The organism is Rhodococcus sp. PvR099, assembly GCF_017833315.1.
GTDB lineage: Bacteria > Actinomycetota > Actinomycetes > Mycobacteriales > Mycobacteriaceae > Rhodococcus_G > Rhodococcus_G oryzae.
Window position 1 is genome coordinate 2,833,252 of the sequence record NZ_JAFIBV010000001.1, and the last position, 24,626, is coordinate 2,857,877.

The 24,626-nt window shown below is 69.8% G+C and carries 22 protein-coding genes and 1 pseudogene; 7 read left to right on the forward strand and 16 right to left on the reverse strand.

Annotated elements, in window-relative coordinates; genetic code table 11:
- Window position 1: 1 nt before the first annotated feature.
- Entirely contained in the window at window positions 2-1,495 is a 1,494-nt protein-coding gene (locus JOE46_RS12920; protein ID WP_097213901.1) for a carboxyl transferase domain-containing protein, read from the forward strand.
- Window positions 1,496-1,499: 4 nt separating this feature from the next.
- On the opposite strand, the gene JOE46_RS12925 is transcribed toward JOE46_RS12920, so the two are convergent.
- Together JOE46_RS12925 and JOE46_RS12930 are read right to left on the reverse strand one after the other, a co-directional pair.
- Window positions 1,500-2,399 carry an SDR family oxidoreductase gene (locus JOE46_RS12925; protein WP_209927485.1) on the reverse strand — a complete coding sequence of 300 codons (900 nt, stop codon included), beginning with the start codon at window positions 2,397-2,399 and terminating at the stop codon, window positions 1,500-1,502.
- Window positions 2,399-3,076, reverse strand: coding sequence for a GPP34 family phosphoprotein (locus tag JOE46_RS12930; RefSeq protein ID WP_097213899.1), 678 nt, complete (start codon window positions 3,074-3,076; stop codon window positions 2,399-2,401). The genes JOE46_RS12925 and JOE46_RS12930 overlap by 1 nt, the downstream gene beginning before the upstream one ends.
- A 36-nt stretch (window positions 3,077-3,112) precedes the next feature.
- Here JOE46_RS12930 and JOE46_RS12935 point away from each other — a divergent pair, with 36 nt between their 5' ends.
- Window positions 3,113-5,011, forward strand: a complete 1,899-nt coding sequence (locus JOE46_RS12935; RefSeq protein ID WP_209927486.1) for a propionyl-CoA synthetase — start codon at window positions 3,113-3,115, stop codon at window positions 5,009-5,011.
- On the opposite strand, the gene JOE46_RS12940 is transcribed toward JOE46_RS12935, so the two are convergent.
- The 4 genes from JOE46_RS12940 to JOE46_RS12955 are packed head-to-tail and all read right to left on the reverse strand — an operon-like array spanning window position 5,008 to window position 9,138.
- Complete coding sequence (locus JOE46_RS12940) at window positions 5,008-5,811, reverse strand: DUF1295 domain-containing protein (RefSeq protein ID WP_209927487.1); 804 nt, start codon at window positions 5,809-5,811, stop codon at window positions 5,008-5,010. The genes JOE46_RS12935 and JOE46_RS12940 overlap by 4 nt on opposite strands.
- The gene (locus JOE46_RS12945; protein WP_209927488.1) at window positions 5,808-7,079 is read right to left on the reverse strand and encodes a class I SAM-dependent methyltransferase; all 1,272 of its coding nucleotides are present in this window, start codon (window positions 7,077-7,079) and stop codon (window positions 5,808-5,810) included. The genes JOE46_RS12940 and JOE46_RS12945 overlap by 4 nt, the downstream gene beginning before the upstream one ends.
- Window positions 7,076-7,813 (reverse strand): DUF1365 domain-containing protein, encoded by a 738-nt coding sequence (locus JOE46_RS12950; protein ID WP_209927490.1) that lies wholly within the window; start codon window positions 7,811-7,813, stop codon window positions 7,076-7,078. The genes JOE46_RS12945 and JOE46_RS12950 overlap by 4 nt, the downstream gene beginning before the upstream one ends.
- Window positions 7,810-9,138 carry an NAD(P)/FAD-dependent oxidoreductase gene (locus JOE46_RS12955; protein WP_097213895.1) on the reverse strand — a complete coding sequence of 443 codons (1,329 nt, stop codon included), beginning with the start codon at window positions 9,136-9,138 and terminating at the stop codon, window positions 7,810-7,812. The genes JOE46_RS12950 and JOE46_RS12955 overlap by 4 nt, the downstream gene beginning before the upstream one ends.
- 128 nt (window positions 9,139-9,266) lie before the next feature.
- Here JOE46_RS12955 and JOE46_RS12960 point away from each other — a divergent pair, with 128 nt between their 5' ends.
- Entirely contained in the window at window positions 9,267-9,926 is a 660-nt protein-coding gene (locus JOE46_RS12960) for a fasciclin domain-containing protein (protein ID WP_097213894.1), read from the forward strand.
- Between the two features lie 16 nt (window positions 9,927-9,942).
- Complete coding sequence (locus tag JOE46_RS12965; RefSeq protein ID WP_209927492.1) at window positions 9,943-10,533, forward strand: lipocalin family protein; 591 nt, start codon at window positions 9,943-9,945, stop codon at window positions 10,531-10,533.
- Between the two features lie 16 nt (window positions 10,534-10,549).
- On the opposite strand, the gene JOE46_RS12970 is transcribed toward JOE46_RS12965, so the two are convergent.
- From JOE46_RS12970 to JOE46_RS12985, 4 genes are read right to left on the reverse strand one after another with little or no spacing between them, the layout of a single operon-like run.
- Window positions 10,550-12,031 (reverse strand): SDR family oxidoreductase, encoded by a 1,482-nt coding sequence (locus JOE46_RS12970; protein ID WP_097213892.1) that lies wholly within the window; start codon window positions 12,029-12,031, stop codon window positions 10,550-10,552.
- Window positions 12,028-13,392 carry a TIGR01777 family oxidoreductase gene (locus JOE46_RS12975; protein WP_209927494.1) on the reverse strand — a complete coding sequence of 455 codons (1,365 nt, stop codon included), beginning with the start codon at window positions 13,390-13,392 and terminating at the stop codon, window positions 12,028-12,030. Before JOE46_RS12975 ends, JOE46_RS12970 begins: the two co-directional genes overlap by 4 nt.
- Window positions 13,393-13,401: 9 nt before the next feature.
- Window positions 13,402-14,733, reverse strand: a complete 1,332-nt coding sequence (locus JOE46_RS12980; RefSeq protein WP_097213890.1) for a deoxyribodipyrimidine photo-lyase — start codon at window positions 14,731-14,733, stop codon at window positions 13,402-13,404.
- Window positions 14,734-14,783: 50 nt separating this feature from the next.
- The gene (locus JOE46_RS12985; RefSeq protein ID WP_209927496.1) at window positions 14,784-16,688 is read right to left on the reverse strand and encodes an HNH endonuclease signature motif containing protein; all 1,905 of its coding nucleotides are present in this window, start codon (window positions 16,686-16,688) and stop codon (window positions 14,784-14,786) included.
- Window positions 16,689-16,841: 153 nt separating this feature from the next.
- Between JOE46_RS12985 and JOE46_RS12990 the strand changes: the two genes are divergently transcribed.
- The 3 genes from JOE46_RS12990 to JOE46_RS13000 all read left to right on the forward strand — a co-directional run bounded on the left by JOE46_RS12990 (window position 16,842) and on the right by JOE46_RS13000 (window position 19,378).
- Entirely contained in the window at window positions 16,842-17,549 is a 708-nt protein-coding gene (locus tag JOE46_RS12990) for a response regulator transcription factor (RefSeq protein ID WP_097214258.1), read from the forward strand.
- 32 nt (window positions 17,550-17,581) lie between these two features.
- Entirely contained in the window at window positions 17,582-18,868 is a 1,287-nt protein-coding gene (locus tag JOE46_RS12995; protein WP_209929100.1) for a HAMP domain-containing sensor histidine kinase, read from the forward strand.
- Between the two features lie 105 nt (window positions 18,869-18,973).
- Window positions 18,974-19,378, forward strand: a complete 405-nt coding sequence (locus tag JOE46_RS13000) for a hypothetical protein (RefSeq protein ID WP_143548531.1) — start codon at window positions 18,974-18,976, stop codon at window positions 19,376-19,378.
- A 57-nt stretch (window positions 19,379-19,435) separates the two neighbouring features.
- On the opposite strand, the gene JOE46_RS26465 is transcribed toward JOE46_RS13000, so the two are convergent.
- The 6 genes and pseudogenes from JOE46_RS26465 to pdxH all read right to left on the reverse strand — a co-directional run bounded on the left by JOE46_RS26465 (window position 19,436) and on the right by pdxH (window position 24,593).
- A complete protein-coding gene (locus JOE46_RS26465; protein ID WP_246045248.1) occupies window positions 19,436-19,777 on the reverse strand; it encodes an FKBP-type peptidyl-prolyl cis-trans isomerase in 342 nt (113 codons plus the stop codon).
- Window positions 19,778-19,807: 30 nt separating this feature from the next.
- A pseudogene (locus tag JOE46_RS26470) lies at window positions 19,808-20,158 on the reverse strand (FKBP-type peptidyl-prolyl cis-trans isomerase); the annotation flags it as partial.
- Between the two features lie 5 nt (window positions 20,159-20,163).
- Window positions 20,164-21,462 carry a citrate synthase gene (locus JOE46_RS13010; protein ID WP_077042733.1) on the reverse strand — a complete coding sequence of 433 codons (1,299 nt, stop codon included), beginning with the start codon at window positions 21,460-21,462 and terminating at the stop codon, window positions 20,164-20,166.
- Between the two features lie 111 nt (window positions 21,463-21,573).
- Entirely contained in the window at window positions 21,574-22,521 is a 948-nt protein-coding gene (locus JOE46_RS13015; RefSeq protein ID WP_097214243.1) for an aldose 1-epimerase family protein, read from the reverse strand.
- A gap of 96 nt (window positions 22,522-22,617) precedes the next feature.
- The gene (locus JOE46_RS13020; RefSeq protein WP_209927498.1) at window positions 22,618-23,895 is read right to left on the reverse strand and encodes an MFS transporter; all 1,278 of its coding nucleotides are present in this window, start codon (window positions 23,893-23,895) and stop codon (window positions 22,618-22,620) included.
- Window positions 23,892-24,593: a pyridoxamine 5'-phosphate oxidase gene (pdxH, locus tag JOE46_RS13025; RefSeq protein ID WP_257017840.1), complete on the reverse strand. Its 702-nt coding sequence runs from the start codon at window positions 24,591-24,593 to the stop codon at window positions 23,892-23,894. The genes JOE46_RS13020 and pdxH overlap by 4 nt, the downstream gene beginning before the upstream one ends.
- Between the last annotated feature and the right edge of the window lie 33 nt (window positions 24,594-24,626).

Sequence of the window (24,626 nt, forward strand, 5' to 3'; positions counted from 1 at the left end):
CATGACCGTGCGCCTGTCGGCCCAGCAGATCCTGGACCTGGTACTCGATTCCGGGAGCTTCGAATCCTGGGACCGGCCGCCCGTGCCGGTCGAAGCGAACGCCTCCTACCGCGCCGACCTCGACGCGGCCGCCGCCAAGACCGGCTTGGACGAGTCCGTGATCACCGGGGTCGGGACGGTTCGGGGTCGCCGGGTCGCGGTGATCGCCTGCGAGTTCGGATTCCTCGCCGGGTCCATCGGCGTCGCGGCCGCCGAGCGGATCGTCACCGCGATCGAGCGGGCGACCGCCGAGCGGCTGCCGCTGCTGGCGTCCCCGACGTCGGGCGGCACCCGGATGCAGGAGGGCACCCTCGCCTTCGTGCAGATGGTGAAGATCGCGGCGGCGGTCACAGTGCACAAGGCCGCACACCTGCCGTACCTGGTGTACCTGCGCAACCCGACGACCGGCGGGGTGTTCGCGTCCTGGGGTTCACTCGGGCACGTCACGGTCGCCGAGCCGGGGGCGCTGATCGGTTTCCTGGGCCCTCGGGTCTACCAGGCGCTGTACGGCGAGAAGTTCCCCGAGGGCGTGCAGACCGCCGAGAACCTCTACAACAGCGGCGTCATCGACGGTGTCGTGGCACCGGAGTGGTTGCGGCACCTGGTTCATCGCGCGTTGCGGGTGATGACCGGCGAGACCGGGCGGTGGCAGGACCCGCATCCCGAGCCCGCCGACATTCCGGACGTGCCCGCCTGGCAGTCGGTGATGCTCTCGCGCCGGGCCGACCGTCCCGGCATCCGGCAACTGCTGCGGTACGCGGCCACCGAGCAGATCCCGCTCAGCGGCACCGGGCAGGGCGAGGCCGACCAGACCGTGCTGGTGTCGCTTGCGCGATTCCGGGGGGCGCCGTGCGTGCTGTTCGGCCAGGACCGCAGCGGTCAGTCCCCGGAACACACGATGGGACCGGCCGCGCTCCGCGAGGCGAGGCGGGCGATGAAACTCGCCGAGGAACTGCGGATCCCGCTGGTGCTGGTCATAGACACGCTCGGCGCCTCGCTGTCGAAGGAGGCCGAGGAGAAGGGGCTGGCCCCGGAGATCGCGCGCTGCCTCGCGGACCTGGTCACCCTCGACACGGCCACCGTCTCGGTGCTGCTCGGGCAGGGCACCGGCGGCGGCGCCCTCGCACTGCTGCCCGCGGACCGGGTGTTGTCCGCGCAGAACGGTTGGCTCGCACCGCTTCCCCCGGAGGGCGCGAGCGCCATCGTGCACCGCGACACCACGCACGCGCCGCAGATGGCCGCCGCTCAGGGCATCCGCTCACTGGACCTGTTGCGGGACGGCATCATCGACGCGATCATCCCGGAGTTGCCCGACGCGGCGGACGAGCCGATCGGGTTCTCCAAGCGGGTCGGCGAGGCGATCGCCAGGGAGCTGTCCGGCCTGGTCGATCAACCCGCGGCGGATCGGTACGCGGCCCGGATCGCGCGCTATCGGAACCTGGGCGTGCCGCGCTGAACCGTCAGCGATATCCGGTGGTGTCGGCCGGTTTTCCGGGATCCTGGACCTCGACCAGGTATCGCCACGCATCGGGCCTGCTGCCGTCGAGATCGGTGAAGCCGTACTCCCGCGCCAGCTGCCCGCTGGAGAGCGACCTCCCGTTCCAGCGCGCGACATCGAGATCCTGAGCGAGGGCCGCGACGCCCCGGCCCACGTAGCTGGGGCTCTCCGAGATGGCGAAATGCGGGATCCGCTCGGTGGCATCGCGCCAGTTCGCTTCGGTGACCCCGAAGTTGTCGAGCATCATCTCCGAGCGCAACCAGCCCGGAGTGACCAGGACCGCGGTCGCACCGCGCGGGCCCAGCTCGTGGGCCAGCCCGAACGCCATCCGGCTCACCGCGGCCTTGGCCAGGTCGTAGAAGAAGGACACCCGATAGTTGGCGGCGTTGTACTCGTCGGTCCCGTCGGTCACCTCGACGACCAGGCCACCCGGGGTCTCCAGGAGGAGCGGGATCGCGAAATGGCTTGTGATGGCGTGGGTGTCTACGCCGAGCCGCAGGTACCGCAGGCCAACGTCGAGGGAGGACTCCCACACCGTCTTGTCCCACTCCATCTCGGTGGCTCCCCAGATGTCGTTGACCAACACGTGCAGGGCGCCCTGCTCGTCCCGGATCCGCGCCACCAGTGCGCGCACCTCCTCGGGCACCAGGTGGTCCACCCGGACCGGGATCCCGTGACCACCCGCGGCGTCCACCAAGGCCGCGGTCTCCTCGATCGTCTCCGGCCGGTCCATCTCCGATCGCAGCGACCCGCTGGTGCGGCCGGTGACGTAGACGGTTGCGCCCGCCGCACCGAGCTCGGTGGCGATCCCCCGGCCCGCGCCCCTGGTCGCGCCCGCGACCAATGCCACCTTCCCCCGCATCAGGAAGCTCCGCCCGCCGCGGTCGCGGGGATGATCACCGCCACCACGATTGCGGCGTTCACGGCCTCGACCGTCCTGCGGACGGCCGCCCCCGCCCACTCACCGTCGGCGATCTCCTTGGCCCGCTTCTTGATTGCGCGTCGGTCACCGTCCGTGACGACCTTGGCCGCCGCGTCGACGGCGGAGAGCAGCGAGATCAGCGCGGCAGTCCGCTCGGTCGGGGCGGCGCCGTCCACCAGTGCCGCGCGCAGCTCGTCGCGGACCGCACGCTCGTGGCTCTCGTCGACCGCGGGCCACACCGTGGTCGGGAAGATCCCGAGCAGGCGCCCCTTCGACTCACGAACCCAACCCCTGTCCACGATCCGTTGGAGAAGGGCCTCGCGGAGCCGCTGGTCGATCTTCTCGATCGCACGCTCCGGCTTGAGCGGCTTCGATTCCCGGATCCGTGCGACCGCGCCCGCGAGGATCGGGTCCTCGGGCGGCTCGTCCTCGCTCAGCACGAGCCTGCCCTTCTTCACCTCCTCCCCCTCACCGGCCGGGCGAACCAGGCCACCCAACGCGAGTTCGAGGAGGACGGCACCGGCCAACGCCCTTGGCAGCGCGGTGCCGTCGATCAGCGGCTTGCCGGATTCGTCGTCGAGCAGGAGCAGGAGCAGATCTTCGGCGAGAAGAGTCATGCATCCACGGTACTTCGGATCAGTAGGGTGAGGGCCATGAGCACCGCGGGCGCGTACAGGTCAGCCATCGCCGAGAGCACCGCCGACCCGGACGCCTTCTGGCTCCTGGCCGCGGAGGCCATCGACTGGGACACCGCGCCGACGAGTGCCCTCGACGACTCCGATGCCCCGATGTACCGCTGGTTTCCCGGCGCCACGCTGAACACCTGCTTCAACGCGCTCGACCGCCACGTCGCCGCCGGTCGCGGCGAGCAGGCGGCGCTGATCTACGACTCCGCGATGCTGGGCACTACCCGCACCTACAGCTACGCCGAGATGCTCGACGAGGTATCGCGTTTCGCCGGCGTTCTGGTCGCGCAGGGCGTGACGGCGGGCGACCGGGTGATCGTGTACATGCCGATGATCCCGGAGGCCGCGATCGCGATGCTCGCCTGTGCACGCATCGGCGCGATCCACTCCGTGGTGTTCGGCGGTTTCGCGGCCGCGGAACTGGCCGCCCGCATCGACGACGCCGAGCCGAAGGCCCTGATCACCGCGTCCGGCGGACTCGAACCGGGCCGGACCATCGAGTACCTGCCCATCGTGGAGCGGGCACTCGGGTTGACCGCGAACGCACCCGGCACCGTGATCGTCAAGAACCGCGGGCAGATCCCGGGATCGGCGGGCGACGTCGCGGGCTGGCTGGACTGGGACGCGGCGGTCGCCTCCGCCGAACCGGCGGGCTGCGTGTCCGTCGCCGCGACCGATCCGCTCTACATCCTGTACACCTCTGGCACCACCGGAAAGCCGAAGGGCGTGGTCCGCGACAACGGCGGCCACGCGGTCGCGCTGGCCTGGTCGATGCGCAACCTCTACGACATCGGCCCTGGTCAGGTGATGTGGACGGCCTCCGATGTCGGCTGGGTCGTCGGGCACTCGTACATCGTCTACGGCCCGCTCCTTGTCGGCGCGACGACGGTGCTCTACGAGGGCAAGCCGGTCGGAACCCCCGACGCGGGCGCGTTCTGGCGCGTGATCGGCGACCACGGCGTGCGCGCGCTGTTCACCGCGCCGACCGCGATCCGGGCGATCCGCAAGGTCGATCCGGAGGCGAAAGAACTTGCACAGTACGACATCTCCTCCCTCGCGACGCTGTTCGCGGCCGGCGAGCGACTCGACCCCGACACCTACGAGTGGGCCACCGAGAAGCTCGGCGTCCCGGTGATCGACCACTGGTGGCAGACCGAGACCGGCTGGGCCATCTGCGCGAACCTGCGCGGGCTCGAGCCGATGCCCATCAAGGCAGGCTCCCCCACCGTGCCGGTGCCCGGCTATCACGTCGAGATCCTGGACGGGGAGGGCGCGCCGCTACCCGCAGGCGCCGAGGGCAACATCGTCATCACGTTGCCGATGCCGCCCGGCACGCTGGCCGGGCTCTGGCGGGACGAGGACCGGTACGTCAAGTCCTACCTGGCGACCTTCCCCGGCCACTACCTGACCGGCGACTCCGGCTACATCGACTCCGACGGCTACGTGTTCGTGCTCGGCCGCAGCGATGACGTCATCAACGTTGCGGGGCACCGGCTTTCGACAGGGAGCATGGAGGCCGTCGTCGCCGGGCACGCCGCTGTCGCCGAGTGCGCGGTGATCGGGATCAAGGACGAGCTCAAGGGACAGCGGCCGAGCGGATATGTCGTGCTCAAGGCCGGCGCCGACATCGACCCGGAGCAGCTCCGGGTCGAGCTGGTGGCCATGGTGCGCGATCAGATCGGAGCGGTCGCGACCTTCCGTGACGTGACCGTCGTACAGGCGCTGCCCAAGACACGCTCCGGGAAGATCCTGCGCAAGACCATGCGGCAGATCGCCGACCACGACGAGTACACCGTGCCCTCGACCATCGAGGATCCCGCGGTGCTCGACGCGCTGGCGCGACTGCTGGGTGGGCAGGACGCCTAGGACGGTCGGGGCGGGCGGGGGACGAAAAACCCCGTGCGCGCCTGATACTCGGCGTAGCCCGGACGCTGCGACATCGACTTCTCGAGCAGCCGGGCACCGGTGGCGTACACGAGAAAGTAGGTCATCAGGACCGGGGAGGCGATGGTGAGCGGCCCGGGCCACACGCTCGCGGCGACAAGCCACAGCCCCCACCACACACACGCGTCACCGAAGTAGTTCGGGTGACGGGTCCATGCCCACAGCCCGACGTCCATGACGCGGCCGCGGTTGGCTGGTTCCGCCTTGAAGCGCTCGAGTTGGCTGTCGCCGACGGCCTCGAACACGAACCCCACGACCCACACGGCCGCGCCGAGGCCGAGGACCGCGACACCGGGCCCGTGGGTGGCGCCGAGCACCGCGGATAGTTGCAGCGGCAGCGACACGAACCACTGCGCGGCTCCCTGGGTGAGGAAGATCTTCCGTATCACCACCACGGTGCGGGAACCCGCCGAGCGGGCCAGCAGCTCCTCGTAGCGGGGGTCCTCGCCGCGCCCCCTGGACTTGACGTGCATGTGCCAGCTCAGGCGCAGCCCCCACACTGCGACCAGAAGCACCAGCAGAACCCGGCGCGTCACATCGCCCCCGCCGACCGTCGCCGCCACCACCGCTACCAGGACGAAGCCGAGGCCCCAGGACACATCGACCACGTTGTAGCGCCCGATCCTGCGGCCGATCGCGAACGTGGCCGCCTGCAGCAGCACCAGCACCAGCAGGCCGGTCACGCTGACCGCGGCAAAACCCGCGGGACCGGTGGCGTTCACCGCGGACCGATCCCACGGTCGAAGACGATCTGCTGGACGTCGAGATAGCCCGAACGGAACCCCGACTCGGAGTAGGCCAGATAGAACAGCCACATGCGCCGGAAGGTCTCGTCGAACCCGAGCGCGGCGACGTCGGCGCTGCGCGCGGCGAACCGGTCCTTCCACAACCTCAGCGTTTCCGCGTAGTGCCCGCCCAGCGACGTCAGCTCCCGCACCCGGAGTGTCGTGTGCCGAGAGGTGACCGCCTCGATCGCCTCCGTCGACGGCAGGCAACCGCCAGGGAAGATGTACTTGTGCACCCAGGTGTAGGTGTCCCGGGTGGCCAGCATCCGGTCGTGCGTCATCGTGATCGCCTGCAACGCCACCGTGCCCTCGGGGGCGAGCAATCGGTCCAGCGCGGCGAAGTACGTCTCCCAGAACCGATGACCCACCGCCTCGATCATCTCCACGGAGACGATCGCGTCGTACTCGCCCTCGACCGCGCGATAGTCGAGCAGGTCGACCTGCACCGAGTCGGCGTGCCCGGCCTCGGCCACGCGACGGCGCGCCAGCGCCTGTTGCTCCGCCGACAACGTGACCGAGCGGACGGTGGCTCCCCGCTGCGCGGCACGGATACACAGCTCCCCCCACCCGGTGCCGATCTCGAGTAGCCGGGTGCCCGGTCCAACGCCCGCCGCGTCCAGCAGTCGATCGATCTTGCGGCGCTGCGCGTTTGCCAGCTGCTCCCATCCGACCGGTCCCCCGTGGAACAATGCGCTGGAGTAGGTCATCGTCTCGTCGAGGAAGAGCTCGAACAGGTCGTTTGACAGGTCGTAGTGCCGGGCGACGTTCGACCGTGCGTTCTGTTCGGTGCCGAGGTCGCAAGCGGGCGGCGCGACGACGAACAGCCTGCGGAGCCGCTGCAGCGGACGTGGGACCAGTGTCTCCACCCCGGCAGCGAAGGCCGTCAGGACCGCGGCCAGGTCCGGCGCGGTCCAGTCACCCACCATGTAGGCCTCCCCGAACCCGATCAGCCCGCCGTCGGCGAGCCTCGCGGCGAATGCGTCCGGTCGCCGGATGATCATGCGCGGCAGGATGTCTCGGCGGTCGCCGGCGCCGACGACCGAGCCGTCTGGATACTCGACGCGGATCGCGAGGCGAGCGGCTGCCCGGCGGAACAGTCGATCGGCCCCTGCCGCGAGGAATCGCGCACGCGGTCCCGCTGGGACGTCCGCTAGGCCCGGCCAGATCCGGTCGTCGATGTCGGTCCTCACACTCTCCGCGGTCACTGTGCCGTCTCCTTCTGGTCGGTGGTCGGCCTGGGCGCGATGGGTACCCCACGCGCCCACAATCTGATGCCCTGCACTCTGATTCGCGCCGCGACCGTCAGCGGTGCCAGCGGCGCCGCCAGTAGTGCGTGCACCACGTTCGCGGTGGTCGCGGGTCGTCGGCGCCCACGCATGGTCGCGGCGAAGGGGGCTCGCCCGTCCCGGTGCAGCACGACACGGATATCGAGGCCCTCGGCGGGTTCCGCCAGCCGCATCGCGTAGACGCCCTCGACCTCGTTGAACGGTGAGACGTAGAACCGCTTGTCGGTCGCAGCGCAGCCGTTCCGATCGGTGCGGACCAGGTAGCAGTGCCTGCCCCCGTAGGTGTTGTGTACCTCGGCGAGCACGCAGCGCAGGTCACCGGTGCTGTCGTGACACCAGAACAGGCTCAACGGGTTGAACACGTAGCCCAGCACCCGCGCGTTCATCAGCGCCGTCACCCGCCCGCCCTGCAGGTCGATGCCGTGCGCGGCCAGCACGGCATCGACTCGGCCCCTGAGGGTTCGGCCCCCGCCGGGCTCGAGATGGTCCTCGGCCCGGAATCCGGCGAACGGCTGGAGCCACCACGGCAGTCGCGGTAGCGCGTCGAGGTCGATGAACCAGCTGTAGCTGCGGTATTCGAAGGCGTTGTGAACGGGTTCCGTTCGGACGTGCCGGATCCTGGTCCGGTAGAGGGCGGCGACGGACCCGTTCACCGCGCGGCCTGCCGAACCTCGGCGGCCGCGACCGTGTCCCACACCCCGCCGACCCGTTCGGCGGCGCGCAGACCGGAGAGCGCTCCGTCCTCGTGGAACCCCCAACCGTGATAGGCACCGGCGAACGCGAGTGTCTCCGAGCCGAGATCCGCCAGACGGGACTGGGCCGCGACGGATTCCGGGGTATAGATCGGATGCTCGTAGGTCATCTCCGCGATCACCGACGCCGGGTCCACCAGGTGCGATCCGCCCAGCGTCACGAGGAATCGACGGTCGGTGACCGCGTCGATGCGCATCAATCGGGTCAGGTCGTAGGTGACGATCACCCCGTGCGGCCCGGCGCCACCATCGGGGATCAGGTAGTTCCAGGAGGCCCTGGCCCGCGGCGCCCGCGGCAGGACGGACTGATCGGTGTGCAGCTGAGCGTGATTGGTCGAGTAGGGCATGGCGCCGAGGACGGACTTCTCGAGTGTGGAGGCGCGGTCGCCGAGCATCGCCAGGGCCTGGTGGGGGTGCACGGCGACGACGGCGGCATCGAAGTACCGCACCTCGCCGGTCGCGTCGATCACGCACACCCCGTCGCGGCGGTCGATCCGGGTCACCGCGGTGCCGGTGAGCACCTCGTCGATCCGGGATGCGACCTTCTCGACGTAGTTCGACGATCCGCCGGTGACGGTCCGCCATGGCACCGAACCGAAAACGGTGAGCATGCCGTGGTGGTCGAGGAAGGTGAACAGGTACCGCGCCGGGTAGCTCGCGGCCAGCGCGGGGTCGCAGGACCAGACCGCCGCCACCAGCGGCGTCACGAAGTGGTCGAGAAAATACCGACTGAAGCGGTGTCGGGCGAGGAAGTCGGCGAGCGTCTCGTCCGCGTCCGGGCCGTCGACAGGCAGGCCGAGGACGCGGCGGGCGGACCGGTGGAACCTCGTGACCTCCGCGAGCATGCGCCAGTGCCGCGTGCGCCGCAGCGAACCTACGGTCGGGAACAGCCCACGCAGACCCCGCGCGCCCGCGTATTCGAGACCGTTGATGTCGGACCGGATCGACATCGACATGTCCGATTCCTGGGTGTCGACGCCGAGCTCCGAGAAGAGTCGGAGCAGCGTGGGATAGGTCCGGTCGTTGTGCACGATGAACCCGGTGTCCAGCGACACAGACTGCCCCGTGCCGAGGTGCACCGTGTGCGTGTGCGCGTGCCCGCCGAGCCGGTCGTCGGCCTCGTACAGGGTGACGCGATCTCGGCGGGACAGGACGTGGGCGGCGGTCAGACCGGCGACGCCGCCACCGATCACGGCGACGTTCCGGCCCGCGGGGAGGTTCTGCATACGAGTGGTTCGGAGCAGGTCCGGTTTCGGATGGGTGGCAATTCGGACCAATCTGCACGGCCATCCGCTCCGAAGCACTGTACGAGCGGACCTCCAACCGAGAGGTCGGCATTCGGAGAGGGATTGCTATGAACTCCAGCAAGCGGAAGATCCTGACGGCGTTCGGCGTCAGTGCGGTTGCCGTGCTCGGACTCGGGGCCTGTTCGTCAAACGATTCGAACTCCTCGTCCGCCTCGGAATCGGCCGCGGCGCCTCAGACGGAGACCTCCGAATCCATGGATGGCTCCGACGCCATGGCCTCCTCGTTGGTCGGCCCGGGCTGCGCCGGATACGCCGAACAGGTACCCACCGGGCCGGGTTCGGTCGACGGCATGGCTCAGGATCCCGTCGCGGTGGCCGCGTCGAACAACCCGATGCTCACGACGTTGACCGCGGCGGTGTCCGGACAGCTGAATCCAGATGTGAACCTGGTCGACACCCTCAACGGCGGACAATTCACCGTTTTTGCGCCGGTCGACTCGGCCTTCGCGAAGGTCGACCCGGCCACCATCGACAGTCTCAAAACCGACTCTGCAACGCTGACAAAGGTCCTCACCTACCACGTCGTGCCCGGTCGGATCGCGCCGAGCGACATCGAGGGTACCCAGACCACGGTCGAGGGTGGCACGGTAGAGGTGACCGGTTCCGGCGACAATTGGAAGGTCAACGAAGCCGGCGTCATCTGTGGCGGCGTCCAGACCGCGAACGCCACCGTGTATCTGATCGACTCTGTACTGATGCCGAAATAGACGAAGGGACGGGCAAATGAGGAATCCGCTCCTCCGCACCGCTGTCGGCCTGTTCTCAGCCGCAGGCGCCGTGCTCCTCGCGGCACCAGCCGCGGCCGCACCCCTGGCACCAGTCCCGTCGCTTGACGTGCAGCGGTACATGGGTACCTGGCATCAGCTCGCCGCGATACCACAACCGTTCAGCCTGAACTGTGCCAGCGACACCCGGGCCACGTACTCGCTCCTCGACGCGCAGAACGTGCGTGTCGAGAACAGCTGCACCACGTGGACCGGGGGCAGCAGCGGCGTCACCGGCAATGCGCGGGTGAACGACCCCGCCACCATGGCGCAGCTACATGTGAGTTTCCCCGGAGTGTCCACCCAGGACTCGCTGGACGGGCCGACGAACTACGTCGTGAGCCACATCGCCGACGACTACTCGTGGGCACTGGTCGGGGACCCGGCCCGATTCTCCGGATTCGTGCTGTCGCGGTCCGCGTCGGCGACCGCCGAACGCTGGCAGGAGATCCGCTCGGTTGTCGAATCACGCGGGTACAACTCGTGCCTGCTGCTCACCTCGCCGACGACCGGAGGGCGCGAAGACATCCGCCCGCTGTGCACGGTCTGACAGGCGCCGAGCGGGTTCAGGAATCGAGGGGAAACTGCCTGGCCGCGGTGCCCGTGATGTTGTTGACCATGCCCTTGAAGATGACCCCATGGAACGGGAGGATCGCGTACCAGTAGACGCGCCCCGCAATGCCGCGGGGGAAGAAGATGGCCCGCTGATCGAGCCGGGACGTGCCCGCGGCGGCGGGATGCACACGCCACTCGAGCCACGCCCCTCCCGGCGCTCGCATCTCCGCACGCAGTCGCAGCAGGGTGCCGCGCTCGATCTTTTCCACCCGCCAGAAGTCCAGCGCGTCTCCGGTCTGGAGCCGCCGCGCGTCGCGGCGGCCGCGGGACAGTCCGACTCCCCCGACCAGTCGGTCCAGCCAGCCACGGACCGCCCATGCGAGCGGGAACGAGTACCAGCCGTTCTCCCCGCCGATACTCTCGACCACCTGCCACAGCGTCCGCTGGTCCGCCTCGCACACCTTGCTGCGCTCGTCGGTGTAGACCACCTCGCCTGCCCAAGACGGGTCGGACGGAAGGGGGTCCGAGGGTGCCCCCACCGGGGACGCATTGGCCCACGTGGTCTCCACCTCGCCGCGTTCGATGCGGCGAAGAGCCAGACCAACGGCGTCGCGGTACGAGGTCAGCCCCTCCGCAGGCGGCGGGATGACCTCGTCGATGCCGTGTTCGACCATCACGGCATCGTTGTGCAGCGACTCGATCAGGGCCCGGCCCAGGCCGGTGGGGATCGGCGTCACCAGCCCGATCCACAGACCGGCCAGCCTCGGTGTCAGCACCGGGAGCACCACGATGCGGCGGTTCGCCAGGCCCGCGACCTGCGCGTAGACCTTCATCATGTCGCCATAGCGCAGCACGTCCGGGCCCCCGATGTCGTAACTGCGGCTGTGCGGCAGTGGGGCCTCGGCGGCCGCGATCAGGTAGTACAGGACATCGCGGACCGCGATCGGCTGGATGCGGTTGTTCACCCACCTCGGTGTCGTCATCACCGGTAGCCGGTTCGTCAGGTGCCGGATCATCTCGAACGATGCGGATCCGGACCCGATGACCACCCCGGCCTGCAGCACCATCGTCGGGATACCGGAGCCGACGAGGATCTGCCCGACCTGTGTGCGGGAGCGCAGGTGCGCCGAGAGGTCGGACGTGGCGGGGTGCAACCCGCCGAGGTAGACGATCCGCGACACCCCCGAGGACCGCGCGGCCGCAACCACATTCAGCGCTCCGCGGCGCTCGGTCTCGACGAACTCGGTGCTGCCGCCCATCGAGTGGACGAGGTAGTAGACGACCTCGATGTCGGCGAACGCCCCCGCAAGCGATGCGGGATCGTTCAGATCGCCGCGCACGATATCCACCTCGGTCGCCCACGGCACGTCGTACAGCTTGTCCGGGGAACGCACCAGCGTCCTGACGCGGTGGCCCGCCGCGAGCAGCCGCGGAGTCAACCGGCCACCGATGTAGCCGGTCGCGCCCAGCACCAGAACGTGCGAGCCGCTCATGGGGAGTCGATCGCCTTGCCGAGCTGGTGGCGCAGCACCGCCTCGACCTCGGGGTGCCGGAACCCGTGCCCCGCGAGCGCGAGTCTCGTCGGGACCACGTGCTGGTCGGCCTCGGCCAGCTCGCGGGCACCCCGCTCGCCCAGCAGCAGGCGCGGACCGAGGCTCGGAACCGGCAGGACCGCGGGGCGGTGCAGGACCCGCGCGAGGGTGCGGGTGTAGTCGAGGTTGCGGACCGGGGCGGGTGCCACCGCGTTGACGGGTCCGCGGAAGGACTCGTCGAACAGGGCCCGGTGATAGACGTCCACCAGGTCGTCGAGCCCGATCCACGACAGCCACTGACTGCCGTCGCCGATCCGCCCACCCAGCCCCGCCGCGAACAGCGGATGGAGCAGCGCGAGGGTGCCGCCCCTGGCGGACTGCACGACCCCGGTGCGCACCCGGACGACCCTCAGCCCGGCCTCCTCCACGGGCCCGGTGGCCGCCTCCCAGTCGGCGACCACGTCGGCGAGGAACCCGTCGCCGCGGGAGCTGTCCTCGGACAGGAGTTCCTCGCCGCGATCGAATCCGTAGTAGCCGATGGCCGAGGCGGACACGAAGGTCCGCGGACCGCCGTCGGTGTGGCCCGCTAGCCCCGCCAGCAGGCGGGTCGGCCCGATGCGGCTGTCCCGGATCGCCTGCATGTGCGCCGCGGTGAATCTCCCGGCGATCGACGCCCCGGCCAGGTGCACCACGGCGTCGACACCCGCCAACAGGTCCGCGGCGGGGTCCGCGGGATCCCATCGTCGCTCGTCCTGCGTCCGCGGTGCGCGCCGCACCAGGCGGATCACCCGGTGCCCGCCGGTGCTCAGGAACGCTGTCAGCGCCGACCCGACGAGACCGGAGGCGCCCGTGACCGCCACCACCGCAGGCCGGACACCCCGCTCGCTCGCCCAGCGGTGTGCGGCCAGGTCCCCGGCGAGCTGGCGATGCCGGTAGGCGAACGTCGACCGCAACAGGAACTCCGGCACCGGGGTCTCGACCCGGTCGATCACCCGGGTCGATCCCGCGGTGACCTCGGTGAAATCGTGAATGTGCCTCCAGGACAGGGTGGCCCGGACCGGGATCGATGCAAGCCCGTCGGCGGCGAGCTCGTCGACGAAGCGATGGGGTGGGTCGTACGCGGCGCCGTCGTGGCGGGCCACCCACCGCAGCCCACCGGGCAACGCGAGCACAGCGCGTCCGGTGGCGAGCGAGTCCGCCTCGGAGACGATCCGCAGCGGCTGCCACGACGGTGACAGCCGGGCGAAGGCGCCCGGCCTGCCGTACCAGTCGAAGACCTCGGCCCGGGGCGTGTCCACCACGCTCGAGTACACGATGCCCATCGTTCGACCCTAGCCCCGTTTCAGCTCGCCGTAGCGAGCCAGCGCCTCCCGGCGCTCGATGCCGTGGTCCACGATCGGGTCCGGGTAGCCGTGGGGTCGGCCGTCGGCCAACGTGTGTACCCGGGCACCGGCGATGCCGCGCAGTTCCGGCACCCAACGGCGCACATAATCGCCGTCGGGATCGAACTTCTGCCCCTGGCTGATGGGGTTGAACACCCGAAAGTACGGGGCCGCATCGGTTCCCGATCCGGCGGTCCACTGCCAGCCGTGCTGATTCGAGGCCAGATCACCGTCGACCAGGTTCCTCATGAAGTACCGGGCCCCGCGCCACCACGGCAGGTGCAGGTCCTTCACCAGAAAGGACGCGACGATCATCCGGACCCGGTTGTGCATCCAGCCCTCGGCCAGCAGCTGACGCATGCCTGCATCGACGATCGGGTACCCGGTCCGGCCCGCGCACCAGGCCGACCACGCCGATTCCGCATCGGGTCCGCTGTCGTACCGCAGCGCGCCGAAACGCGGGTCGTAGTCGCGCCGCGCGGTGTCGGGGCGGTGGTGCAGGACGTCCGCGTAGAAATCCCGCCAGGCCAGCTGCCGCCGGAACGCCGCAGGCCCGGTGCCGTGCCGACCGGCGAGATCCGCGAGCATCGTGCGCGGGTGGATGCACCCGTACTTGAGGTACACCGACATTCGGCTCGTGCGGTCGAGGTCGGGCCGGTCCCGGCCGGTGTCGTAGCCCGCCAGGTCATCGTCCAGGAACTCCGCCCACCGCGCGAGCGCCGCCCGCTCCCCCGCCCGCTCTCGGCTCGCGGGGCCCGTCCGCGGAATCGGCACGCGGATCGACAGCCCCGGATCCAGCCACGAGGCCGTGCGCGCGGAGGTGTCCGCGGGGGCACGCCAACCATGATCGAGCCAGCGCCCGAAGTACGGGGTGAACACCCGGTAGGGCGCGCCGTCGGCCTTCGTCACCCGGCCCGGCGCCACCGCGTAGGGCGAACCGGTGCGGACGAGATCGACCTCCCTCGCCACCGCGTCGTCGCGGGCACGCCCATACGGACCGAAGTCGGCGCTGACGTGCACCGCGCCTGCACCGATATCCCGGGCCACCTGCGGCACGACGACCCGTGGATCGCCCCGGACCACGCACAGCCTGCCGCCGAGCTCCTCGTCGAGCGCTGCCAGGCAGGCGTAGAGGAAGTCGCGCCGCGGCGCGCCGGACGGTCGCAGCAACGCCTCGTCGAGCACGAAGAGCCCGAGCACCTCGTCCCCGGCGACCGCCGACAGCGTCGGAAGGTCGCCGGTGCGCAGGTCACGCCGAAACCACACGATCGCGGGGCCCATGCCTGCATTTCTACACCCCTCGCACGACAGGATTGGCCGCGAAGCTCAGCTCAGAACGGTGGCGGGTCCGGTGACGTGGCCGGGCTCGGTCGTGGGGTGTGGCCGCGGCGGCCGAAGATAGGTGGTGCGGGTGTCTTCATGGTGTGGCTGCCGTGGGCGCCGGTGGGGAGGGTGAGGGCGGTGGTGCCGGTCCTCGAGGTCCAGAGCATTGCGTGGCCGGGTAGTGCGGTGACGGTCCAGAGGCCGAGGGTTTTGAGTTGGTGGTGGAACTGGCAGAGGCAGTGCAGGTTGGCGGCGATGGTCCAACCGCCGGCGATCGGGTCGTGGGGCCGGTATTCGATGATGTGGTCGAGTTGGCATCCGGCGGCCGGTCTGGTGCAGCCGGGGAATCGGCAGTGTCCGTCGCGGGCGTGGACGAGCGCGGTGGTGGCGGCGTCGGGGCGGTAGGTGAGGGCACCGTCGGGTGGGGCGGTCAGGCCGCCGTGTCCGTCGGGATGTTCCGGTCGGGCCAGGGTCGGGTCGGCATCTATGGCGGCGAGGATCGCGTCGGTGATGGTGCCGATGCTGGACGGGACCGATGGGTCGGGCAGCATCGGTGAGGCGCTGCCGTCCGGCGGTGTCGGGTGCTGATGCTCGCTGCTCGGTGGTGATGCGGTGCAGGGTCGCGGCACGGGGAGCGTCCCGAATTCGGGGAGGTAGCCGGCTTTTCTGCGACTGCCGCGGGCGAGGTACGAGCGCACGCAGAACCGCGGCGGTTGCAGCGGGGGCGGAGGAACGACTTCGGGTGGGTCGGCCTCGGTACGAGCCGACCTCTCCACTGACTTCGACTCCGGCGCAATCCCATTGACCGCTCCGACCGTTCCCGCCGGGTCGTCGACCGGTTCTGCCGTCGGTCGGTCGTCGGAGTCGTGGGCCCCGTCGCAGTCGGCGGCGCCGTGGTTGCCGTTGTCGGTCCCGTCGTCCTCCCGATGGGTGACCAGCCCCAGCTCTTCCGCCAGGTTCAATGCCTCGATGAGCAGTGCCTGCCACGTCCCGTCCGCCGCCAGCCTGCGGGCCAGCTCCGGGTCGATCAGCCCATGACCGTGCAGATACGCCGGCTCGGACAACAGCCCCACCAACGTCGCGACGTCCATGGTGACCTGCGTCAGCGGCGCCCGCCGCCCCGGCAACGCCGCCCGGCCCGCCTGCGCGCAGTCAGTGCGGTCGCAGCTGCACCGCAGATACGGCTCGCCATGCATCATCGCCAACACCGCATCCACCAACCGGCACCGCTTGCCGCGCTTGTCATGCGGACAGACCGTGGCCGCGAACTCGGCGACCAATTGCATCACCTGCTCGGCCTCCTCCGGCGACACATTCACCTCGATGGTGGACATGGTGCCGCGGGAACGCTTGACGATGCGGCGCCCCAACTCCTGTGCGGTTTCCCGCTGCGCGGCCGCCTCCTCCGCCGAGAACTCCGAGACGAGCCGGCCGATCTCCCCGGCGAGTGGGCCCGGCGTCAGCTGCCGCGCCGCCGCCACGATCCCCGGCTCCAACGCGGCCACCGTCTCCGGCTTCAGCCCCGTCGTCTCGCGACTGATCGCCCGCACCCGAGGCAGATCCAACTCACCGGATTCGAATGCGGCACGCGCCAGGGGCAGCCGCAACCGCAGGTCCATCCCCAGTGAGGCGTGAGACTCCGCGACCGTCTTCGAGCAGCCCATCCGCACCGCCAACTCGGCGACCGCACCGTTGCCACAGTCCACGATGTCACCCGACCCCAACCGGACATCGCGCTCGATCCACGACTCCCAGAACCGACCCGCCGCCAACACCTTCCGCGCCGCGAACCGATTCTCCGCCCGACACGACCTAACGACCTCGTCGAGGGCGGCGACGTCGGCCAGCAGCGAGGCGGCCTCCGCCTCCACACCGGACCTCACCTCACCGACCCCGCCACCGTTCTCGAACATACATTCGATTCTATGCCGAGGGTCTGACAAGAAATCAAGAGTTTCGGCGTTGGACCCACCCAGATCTATGCGCCGCCCAGACGAGTGTCAATCCAGGTTGACACCAGCGCCTTGCCGCAGAATTTCCATCACCGTTCCGGGCACAATGGCGTGGTGACCGAACCCGCCAACGCCACCCTCCTCGTCGTCGATGACGACGAGGACGTGCTCGTGTCCCTGCGACGGGGCCTGCGCCTGTCCGGCTTCACGATCCTGACCGCCTCGGACGGGGCCGAGGCTCTCACCGTCGTCGCCGACCGCTCCCCAGACGCCATCGTCCTCGACATGAACATGCCGGTCCTCGACGGCGCGAGCGTCGTCACGGCGTTGCGTGCCATGGGCAACGACATCCCCATCTGCGTGCTCAGCGCCCGCGCCTCCGTCGACGACCGGGTGTCGGGGCTCGAGGCGGGCGCCGACGACTACCTCGTCAAACCCTTCGTACTCGCCGAACTGGTCGCCCGCATCCGCGCGATGCTGCGCCGCAGGACAACGCCGCCCGCCGCACCCGCACCGCAGGGCGCGATCACCGTCGGCCCGCTGACCGTCGACCTGCTGGGCAGGCGGGCCCACGAGGGCGACCGCGAAATCGAGCTCACCAAAAGAGAATTCGAGCTGCTGGCCATCCTCGCCCGCAACAGCGGCGTCGTGCTGAGCCGGGAGCGGCTGCTCGAGCTCGTATGGGGCTACGACTTCGTCGCCGACACCAACGTGGTCGACGTGTTCGTCGGCTACCTGCGACGCAAGCTCGAATCGAACGGCTCGCCCCGCCTCCTGCACACCGTCCGAGGAGTCGGGTTCGTGCTCCGGGAAATGCCGTGAGGCGCGGGCACTCGTACTCGCTGCGGGTCCGGGTGGCGGCCGCCACCGCCCTCGGCGCCACCATCATCGTCGCGCTGCTCGGCGTCTTCGTCGCCCTCGCGATCTCCCGCAACAACATGAGCCAGCTCGACCGCAGGCTGGAGACCGCCGCGAAGGTGCTGATCGTCAACATCGGCACCGCCTCGATGTTCCTGCCCCGGTTCGGCGACGCGGGCGCGTTCGCCGTCACGATCCGCAACGACGGCACGCTCGCCGCCAGCACCCCCACCCAGCTCCCCGAGCTGCCCGTGGGCGCGGCCACGGTGAACGTCGACCACACCGCGTACCGCGTGAACACCACCGCAGTGGCGGGCACCACTACGACGGTCTCGCTGGCGGTGCCCGCCGCCGAGGCCAAGGACGTGACCGCAGATCAGCAGCAATGGGTGCTGATCGCCGGGCTGCTCGCGATCGCCGCCGCGGCCGGACTCGGCTGGATCTTCGGCGGACGGGCCGTCCGCCCGATCGTGCAGCTCACCCACCAGATCGGCGGCGGACCACCGCAGGAGGGCCCGCCGCCGACTGCGTCCGGGGTCCGCGAGGCCGAGGAGCTGGCCGACGCCATCGAGCTCATGCTGCGACGCATCGCCGAGGCCCAGTCCCAGACGACCGCCGCCCTCGATACCGCACGCGACTTCGCGGCCGTCTCCGCGCACGAGCTGCGCACCCCGCTGACCGCGATGCGCACCGACATCGAGGTGCTCAGCACCCTCGAGCTCGACGAGTCACAGCGGGCCGAGATCCTCGCCGACCTGGCCCGGACCCAGGGCCGCGTCGAGGCCACCCTGTCCGCGCTCGAACGCCTCGCCTCCGGGGAACTGTCGAGCGACGACGACCACGTCCCGACCGATGTCGTCGAACTCTGCGACCTCGCCGCCCAGGACGCGCGGCGACACCATCCGGACGTACAGGTCCGGGTCGAATCCGAGCCCTCGCTGGTGATCCGCGGCCTGTCTGCCGGGCTGCGCCTGGCGCTGGACAACGCCATCGCCAACGCGATCCGCCACGGCGGCGCCACGCTGGTGGTCCTCGCCGCCCGCCGCACGTCCCCCGACACCGTCAGGATCACCGTCGACGACGACGGCGCCGGGGTGCCCGAGACCGAGCGCGAGGCGGTCTTCGCGCGTTTCTACCGCGGCGCCGGCGCCAGCAAGGGCGGTTCCGGCCTCGGGCTGGCGCTCGTGGCACAGCAGGCGCAGCTGCACGGCGGCCGCGCATACTTCGAGGTCAGCGACCTCGGTGGGGCCCGGTTGGTGCTGGAGTTCCCGCACCGGCCGTGAGCCGGGGGATGTGCGATCGCCCCTGAGCGAGTAACGATGGACAACGGCACGCCCGCAAACCGGGCGGTCGCCATCATCCCTAGACGACTCGCGAAGGGAAGAACAATGCTCACCAGAAATACCCGTGTGTCCGCCGCGCTGCTGATCGCCGGAGCCGCCGCCGCGGGCGCGCTGTTCAGCGCGCCGGTTGCCGGCGCCGCCACCCCGATGGGCGGTCAGATCGGGACCGACCCTGCGTGCGGACCGGTGGTCGCGGGTCCATCGGGGACCATCAAGATCCACAACGCGCAAATCCCCAGTGGCCTGGGCGGGATCGTGGTGAGGAACTTCTTTCAGTTCCCCGGCGGAACGACACCGTCGGTGAGTCTCGACCCGGGCGACATCAAGACCATCATCGTCACGACCGGTCCCGCGGCAGGAGGCTTCGGCATCGGACAGGTCGCCGGCAGCTACCAGCTACCGGGCGCGATCACCTGTGTCGTGAACGTGCCGTTCGTCCTCGAACCCTGAGCACGCGAAAGGCCCCGTACCGCAACGCGATACGGGGCCTCTCGAGGCAAAGATCTGCTAGACGTCCAGCAGGTCGATGACGAAGACCAGGGTCTTGCCGCCGAGCGGGTGACCCGAGCCGGCCGGCCCGTAGGCGAGCTCCGGCGGGACGGTCAGCTTGCGGCGACCGCCCACCTTCATGCCGGGGATCCCCTCCTGCCAACCGGGGATCAGCCGGCCGAGCGGGAACTTCACGGACTCGCCACGCTGGAACGAGGAATCGAACACCTTGTTCGTGTCGAACTCGACACCGTGGTAGTGGACATCGACGACGCCACCGGGCTGCGCTTCCGCGCCGTCACCGACGGTGATGTCCTCGATGACCAGCTCGGCCGGGGCCGGACCCGTCGCGGGCTCGATGACCGGTGCGGCGGGCGGAACCACGACATCGAGCAGGTCGATGACGAAGACCAGGGTCTTGCCCGAGAGCTGGTGCCCGGCGCCTGCCGGACCGTAGGCCAGCTCCGGCGGGATGGTGAGCTGCCTGCGCCCACCGACCTTCATCCCCGGGATGCCCTCCTGCCAGCCGGCGATGAGGCCGGACAGCGGGAAGTTGATGGACTCGCCGCGGCTCCAGGAGGAATCGAACTCCTCGCCGGACTCGAACTCGACGCCGAGATAGTGGACCTCGACCTTGGCGCCGGGCGTGGCCTCCGCACCGTCGCCGACGGTGATGTCCTTGATCACGAGCTCGGTCGGCGGGGGGCCGTCCTGGAACTCGATCACGGGCTCGTCACTCATCCGAGTCACCTGCTTCCCAGATCGGTGTAGTTACGCTCGTTGTAGCCGGTGTAGATCTGACGCGGGCGGCCGATCTTGGTGGCCGGGTCCTCGTGCATCTCGCGCCAGTGCGCGATCCAGCCGGGCAGCCGGCCCATGGCGAACAGCACGGTGAACATCCGGGTCGGGAAGCCCATCGCGCGGTAGATCAGGCCGGTGTAGAAGTCGACGTTCGGGTACAGCTTGCGCTCGATGAAGTAGTCATCGGTGAGCGCGGCCTCCTCGAGCGCCTTCGCGATCTCGAGCAGCTCGTCGTCGCCGCCGAGCTTGGCCAGGATGGTGTCCGCGGCCTTCTTGGCGATCGCCGCGCGCGGATCGTAGTTGCGGTAGACGCGGTGCCCGAAGCCCATGAGCTTCACGCCGTCTTCCTTGTTCTTGACCTTGCGGACGAACTCCTTGACGTCGCCGCCGCCTGCCTTGATCTCGTCGAGCATCTCGAGCACGGCCTGGTTGGCGCCGCCGTGCAGCGGGCCCCAGAGCGCGTTGATGCCGGCCGAGACCGAGGTGAACAGGTTGGCGTCCGACGAGCCGACCATGCGCACCGTCGACGTCGAGCAGTTCTGCTCGTGGTCGGCGTGCAGGATCAGCAGCATGTCCAGCGCCTTGGCGACCTCGGGATCGACCTCGTACGGCTCGGCCGGGAAGCCGAACGTCATCCGGAGGAAGTTCTCGACGAGCGAGAGCGAGTTGTCCGGGTACAGGAACGGCTGCCCGACGGACTTCTTGTACGCATAGGCCGCGATGGTCGGCATCTTCGCGAGCAGGCGCGTGGTGGAAAGCTCCACCTGCTCCGGGTCGTCGGGGTCCAGCGAGTCCTGGTAGTACGCGGACAGTGCGTTCACCGCGGAGGACAGCACCGGCATCGGGTGCGCGTTGCGCGGGAAACCGTCGAAGAACCGCTTGAGGTCCTCGTGCAGCAGCGTGTGGCGCTGGATGCGGGTGGTGAAGGCGGCCAGCTCGTCGACCGAGGGCAGCTCGCCGTAGATCAGCAGGTAGCTGACCTCGAGGAAGGTCGAGCCCTCCGCGAGCTGCTCGATCGGGTAGCCGCGGTAACGCAGGATTCCCTGTTCGCCGTCGATGTAGGTGATCGCCGACTTGGTGGAGGCGGTGTTGACGAATCCGGGATCCAGGGTGGTGTACCCGGTCGCGGACAGGAGCTTGCCCAGCTCGATGCCGTCATTGCCCTCAGTTGCTCGGGCAATCGTCATCGCATGTTCGCCACCGGGGTAGCTGAGCGTCGGTGTGGTGTCATCGGCAGCGGGCACGAAGGATCCCTCTCAAACTCGGATCAGCGAGTAGCACTATCAGTCGGATAGAACCTAGTCGCTGTTACGCCCCCTTGCCCAGGGAGGGTCCACGCCGAGTGGGATTTACCACTAGAGCGCGCCGAGACCCCAGGTCCCCGTCCAGGTCTCGCCGGACCGCAGTACCACCTGGTCGATGCCCGTGTTGAACGCGTCCGGCGGGCAGGTCATCGGTTCGATCGCCAGCGCTCGGCCGCGGCCGGGATAGCCCTGACCGCGCTCCGGATCCGCCGTGAACACCTGGATCCAGCCGAACTGGCGGTCGGTCCACAGCACCGCCCCCGAACCGTCCGGGGCGCGTAACTCATGCCGGGCACGGCCGTCCGGATCCGGGACGATCGAGCTGAAAGGCGTGTCCAGCCAGACGCCGTCGAGCGAGCGGGGGGCGGTGAAGTCGAATTCGGTGCCGTACACCGACTCGGAGTTGCCCACCGGCAGCATCCGCTCCTGGTCCAGCGGCAACCGGGTGCCCGCGGTCAGCCGCAGCGTGCACTCGTCGAGCGGGGTGTCGCCGGCCCGGACGAAGGTGTGCACGCCCATCCCGAACGGTGCAGGCATCGCGCCGATGTTCTCGGCCGTGTGCGTGACGGTCAGCCCCGCCGGTCCCAGCTCGTGCGTTGTCGTGAGCTGCAGCGGGTAGGGCCAGCCCTTGTGCAGGCCGAGGCGGATGCTCTGCCGCACCCGGTTCGGGGTGTGCTCCTCGAGCTCCCAGTCGTCGCGGCGCACCAGCCCGTGGATCGCGTTGTTCCTGGCGGGCTCGGTGATGGCCAGCTGATGTTCGACGCCGTCGAAGATGAAGTAGCCGTCGCGAATCCGATTCGGCCACGGCGCGAGGACCAGTCCGGCGGACAGTGGCGGCTTCTCCCCCGCGGGCGAGGTCTCGGTGAGCGGACTGCCGCCGATCTCCAGCAGCCGGAGACCGGCCCCACGGGGGACGACCTCGGCGCGGTAATCACCGTGCTCGATCTTGAAGCTGCTCAGACCGGACGAGCGAACGGCGCCGTTGACGGACTCAGACATGACACGACTCGCACATGGCACACAGTGTCCACCAATCGGCGCGCGACGGCACCCATCCCACCAAAGCCACCGCCCCGTGGGATCGGTCGCGTGAGATCAGTCGCGCCGCACCCGGTACCGCAGGAACATCGGGAACGCGAGGCAGGCCAGTCCTACCCCGATCACCACCAGCACCCCGCCGCCGGCCGCGGCGGCCGCGGTGCCGACCGCGAAGGCCGCCGCGCCGTGCAGGACGTCGCCGATCCGCGGCCCGCCCGCGACCACCACGATGAACACCCCCTGCAGCCGCCCGCGCATCTCGTCGGTCGCCACCTGCTGGAGCATCGTGCTGCGGAACGCGGCCGAGACCATGTCCACGGCGCCGCCGAACGCGAGGAAACCGAGGGCAACCCAGAGCAATACCGCCGAGCTTTCGGGGGTGGCGAACCCGACGGCGACACCGAAGCCGACCATCGCCAGGCCCCACGCCACGATGCAGGCCACCACCGCCCGTCCTTGGTACCTGACCCCAGGCAGCCACCCCGAGAACACGCCGCCGATCACGGCGCCCGCCGACATGGCCGCGAACAGCAGACCCAGCGCGACGCCGCCGCTCACCGGGTCGCCGAAGCTCTCGTGCGCGATCTGCGGAAACAGCGCCCTCGGCATGCCGAACACCATCGCGATGATGTCGACGACGAACGACGCGAGCAGGACCTTCTGCGTGGACAGGTACGCGAAGCCGTCGAGCACCGCCCGGAGCCCGGCCCTGGTGGCGGTGCCGGTCGGCGGCAGCGCGGGCAACCGCAGCACCGCCCACAGCGTCGCCATCAGCGCGATCGCGTCGACCAGGTACAGCACGGCCAGCCCGGTCAACGGGACGAGCACACCCGCCAGCAGCGGGCCCGCGATCGCGCCGAACTGGAAGACCGTCATGTTCAACGAGTTGGCGGCAGGCAGCGCTCGCGAGGGCAGCAGCCGCGGGATGATCGCATTACGGGTCGGCGAGTTGACCGCGAAGAACGCCTGCTGCAGCGAGAACAGCCCCAACACCAGCCAGACGTTGTTCACCCCCGCCGCGGCCTGCGCCCAGAACAGCACCGAGGTGACCGCGAGCCCGATCGTCGTGAACGTCATCAGCCTGCGGCGGTCCATCACATCGGCGAGCGCGCCGCCCCACAGGCCGAAGACGACGAGCGGGACCAGCCCGAACAGGCCGGTCAATCCGACATAGGCCGAACTCCTGGTGATCTCGTAGACCTGGAGCGGCACCAGCACGACACTGATCTGGGCGCCGATCACGGTGACGATGCCCGCCACCCACAGCCGACGGAAGTCCTGGTTCTGCAGCGGCGTGACGTCGGCCAGCAGCCGCCTGCGCGTGACCTCGGTCAAGGCTGCAATCGCTCCGCGGTCCAGACGCCGTCCGTCAGCGTGGTCTTCACCCGGTTGTGCATCCGGTTCGCCCTGCCCTGCCAGAACTCCACGCTGTCCGGACGGAGCAGGAAGCCACCCCAGTTCGGGGGCACCGGCACGTCGTCGACGTCCGCGAACCTGGCCGTGACCTCGGCCAGCTGCGCCTCGAGCGCGGCGCGGGAATCGATGGGGCTCGACTGGTTCGAGGCCCAGGCACCGAGCTGGGAACCACGCGGCCGGGTGTGCCAGTACTTCTCGGTGACCAGCGGGTCCACCCGGGAGACCGATCCCCTGATCGTCACCTGGTGGGCGAACGCGATCCAGGAGAAGGTCGCCGACGCGTAGGGGAAGCCGGCCAGCTCCCGCGCCTTGTTCGACTCGTAGTTGGTGTAGAACACCAGCCCGTCCTCGGACAGCCCCTTGCACAGCACCGTCCGCGAGGCCGGCCTGCCCGCCGCGTCGACCGTGGCGAGCACCATCGCATTGGGTTCGGCGATGCCGGACGAGCGCGCCTGGTCCAGCCACCGGCGCAGCAACGGGTACCAGCCTCCGCGCAGCGATTCCGCGCCGAGATTTCCCTCCGGCACAGCAGGATTCGGGTCCTGATGGGCATAGCCGACCCGCATCGCGGCGAGGTCGGGGTTCGCGGCGGACTCGGGCTCGGAATCGGGTGACACAGCCGCTGACGTTACTCCCGGGTATGTGCCGCT

Excerpts from the sequence above, each read along its gene's own strand:
- JOE46_RS12980 (WP_097213890.1), bottom strand. The coding sequence starts at position 14,733 with ATGGGCCCCGCGATCGTGTGGTTTCGGCGTGACCTGCGCACCGGCGAC.
- JOE46_RS12930 (WP_097213899.1), bottom strand. The coding sequence starts at position 3,076 with ATGACTCTTCTCGCCGAAGATCTGCTCCTGCTCCTGCTCGACGACGAA.
- JOE46_RS12935 (WP_209927486.1), top strand. The coding sequence starts at position 3,113 with ATGAGCACCGCGGGCGCGTACAGGTCAGCCATCGCCGAGAGCACCGCC.
- JOE46_RS12985 (WP_209927496.1), bottom strand. The coding sequence starts at position 16,688 with ATGTTCGAGAACGGTGGCGGGGTCGGTGAGGTGAGGTCCGGTGTGGAG.
- JOE46_RS12970 (WP_097213892.1), bottom strand. The coding sequence starts at position 12,031 with ATGAGCGGCTCGCACGTTCTGGTGCTGGGCGCGACCGGCTACATCGGT.
- JOE46_RS12965 (WP_209927492.1), top strand. The coding sequence starts at position 9,943 with ATGAGGAATCCGCTCCTCCGCACCGCTGTCGGCCTGTTCTCAGCCGCA.
- JOE46_RS12955 (WP_097213895.1), bottom strand. The coding sequence starts at position 9,138 with ATGCAGAACCTCCCCGCGGGCCGGAACGTCGCCGTGATCGGTGGCGGC.
- JOE46_RS12960 (WP_097213894.1), top strand. The coding sequence starts at position 9,267 with ATGAACTCCAGCAAGCGGAAGATCCTGACGGCGTTCGGCGTCAGTGCG.
- JOE46_RS12920 (WP_097213901.1), top strand. The coding sequence starts at position 2 with ATGACCGTGCGCCTGTCGGCCCAGCAGATCCTGGACCTGGTACTCGAT.
- JOE46_RS13000 (WP_143548531.1), top strand. The coding sequence starts at position 18,974 with ATGCTCACCAGAAATACCCGTGTGTCCGCCGCGCTGCTGATCGCCGGA.
- JOE46_RS12975 (WP_209927494.1), bottom strand. The coding sequence starts at position 13,392 with ATGGGCATCGTGTACTCGAGCGTGGTGGACACGCCCCGGGCCGAGGTC.
- JOE46_RS12925 (WP_209927485.1), bottom strand. The coding sequence starts at position 2,399 with ATGCGGGGGAAGGTGGCATTGGTCGCGGGCGCGACCAGGGGCGCGGGC.
- JOE46_RS13015 (WP_097214243.1), bottom strand. The coding sequence starts at position 22,521 with ATGTCTGAGTCCGTCAACGGCGCCGTTCGCTCGTCCGGTCTGAGCAGC.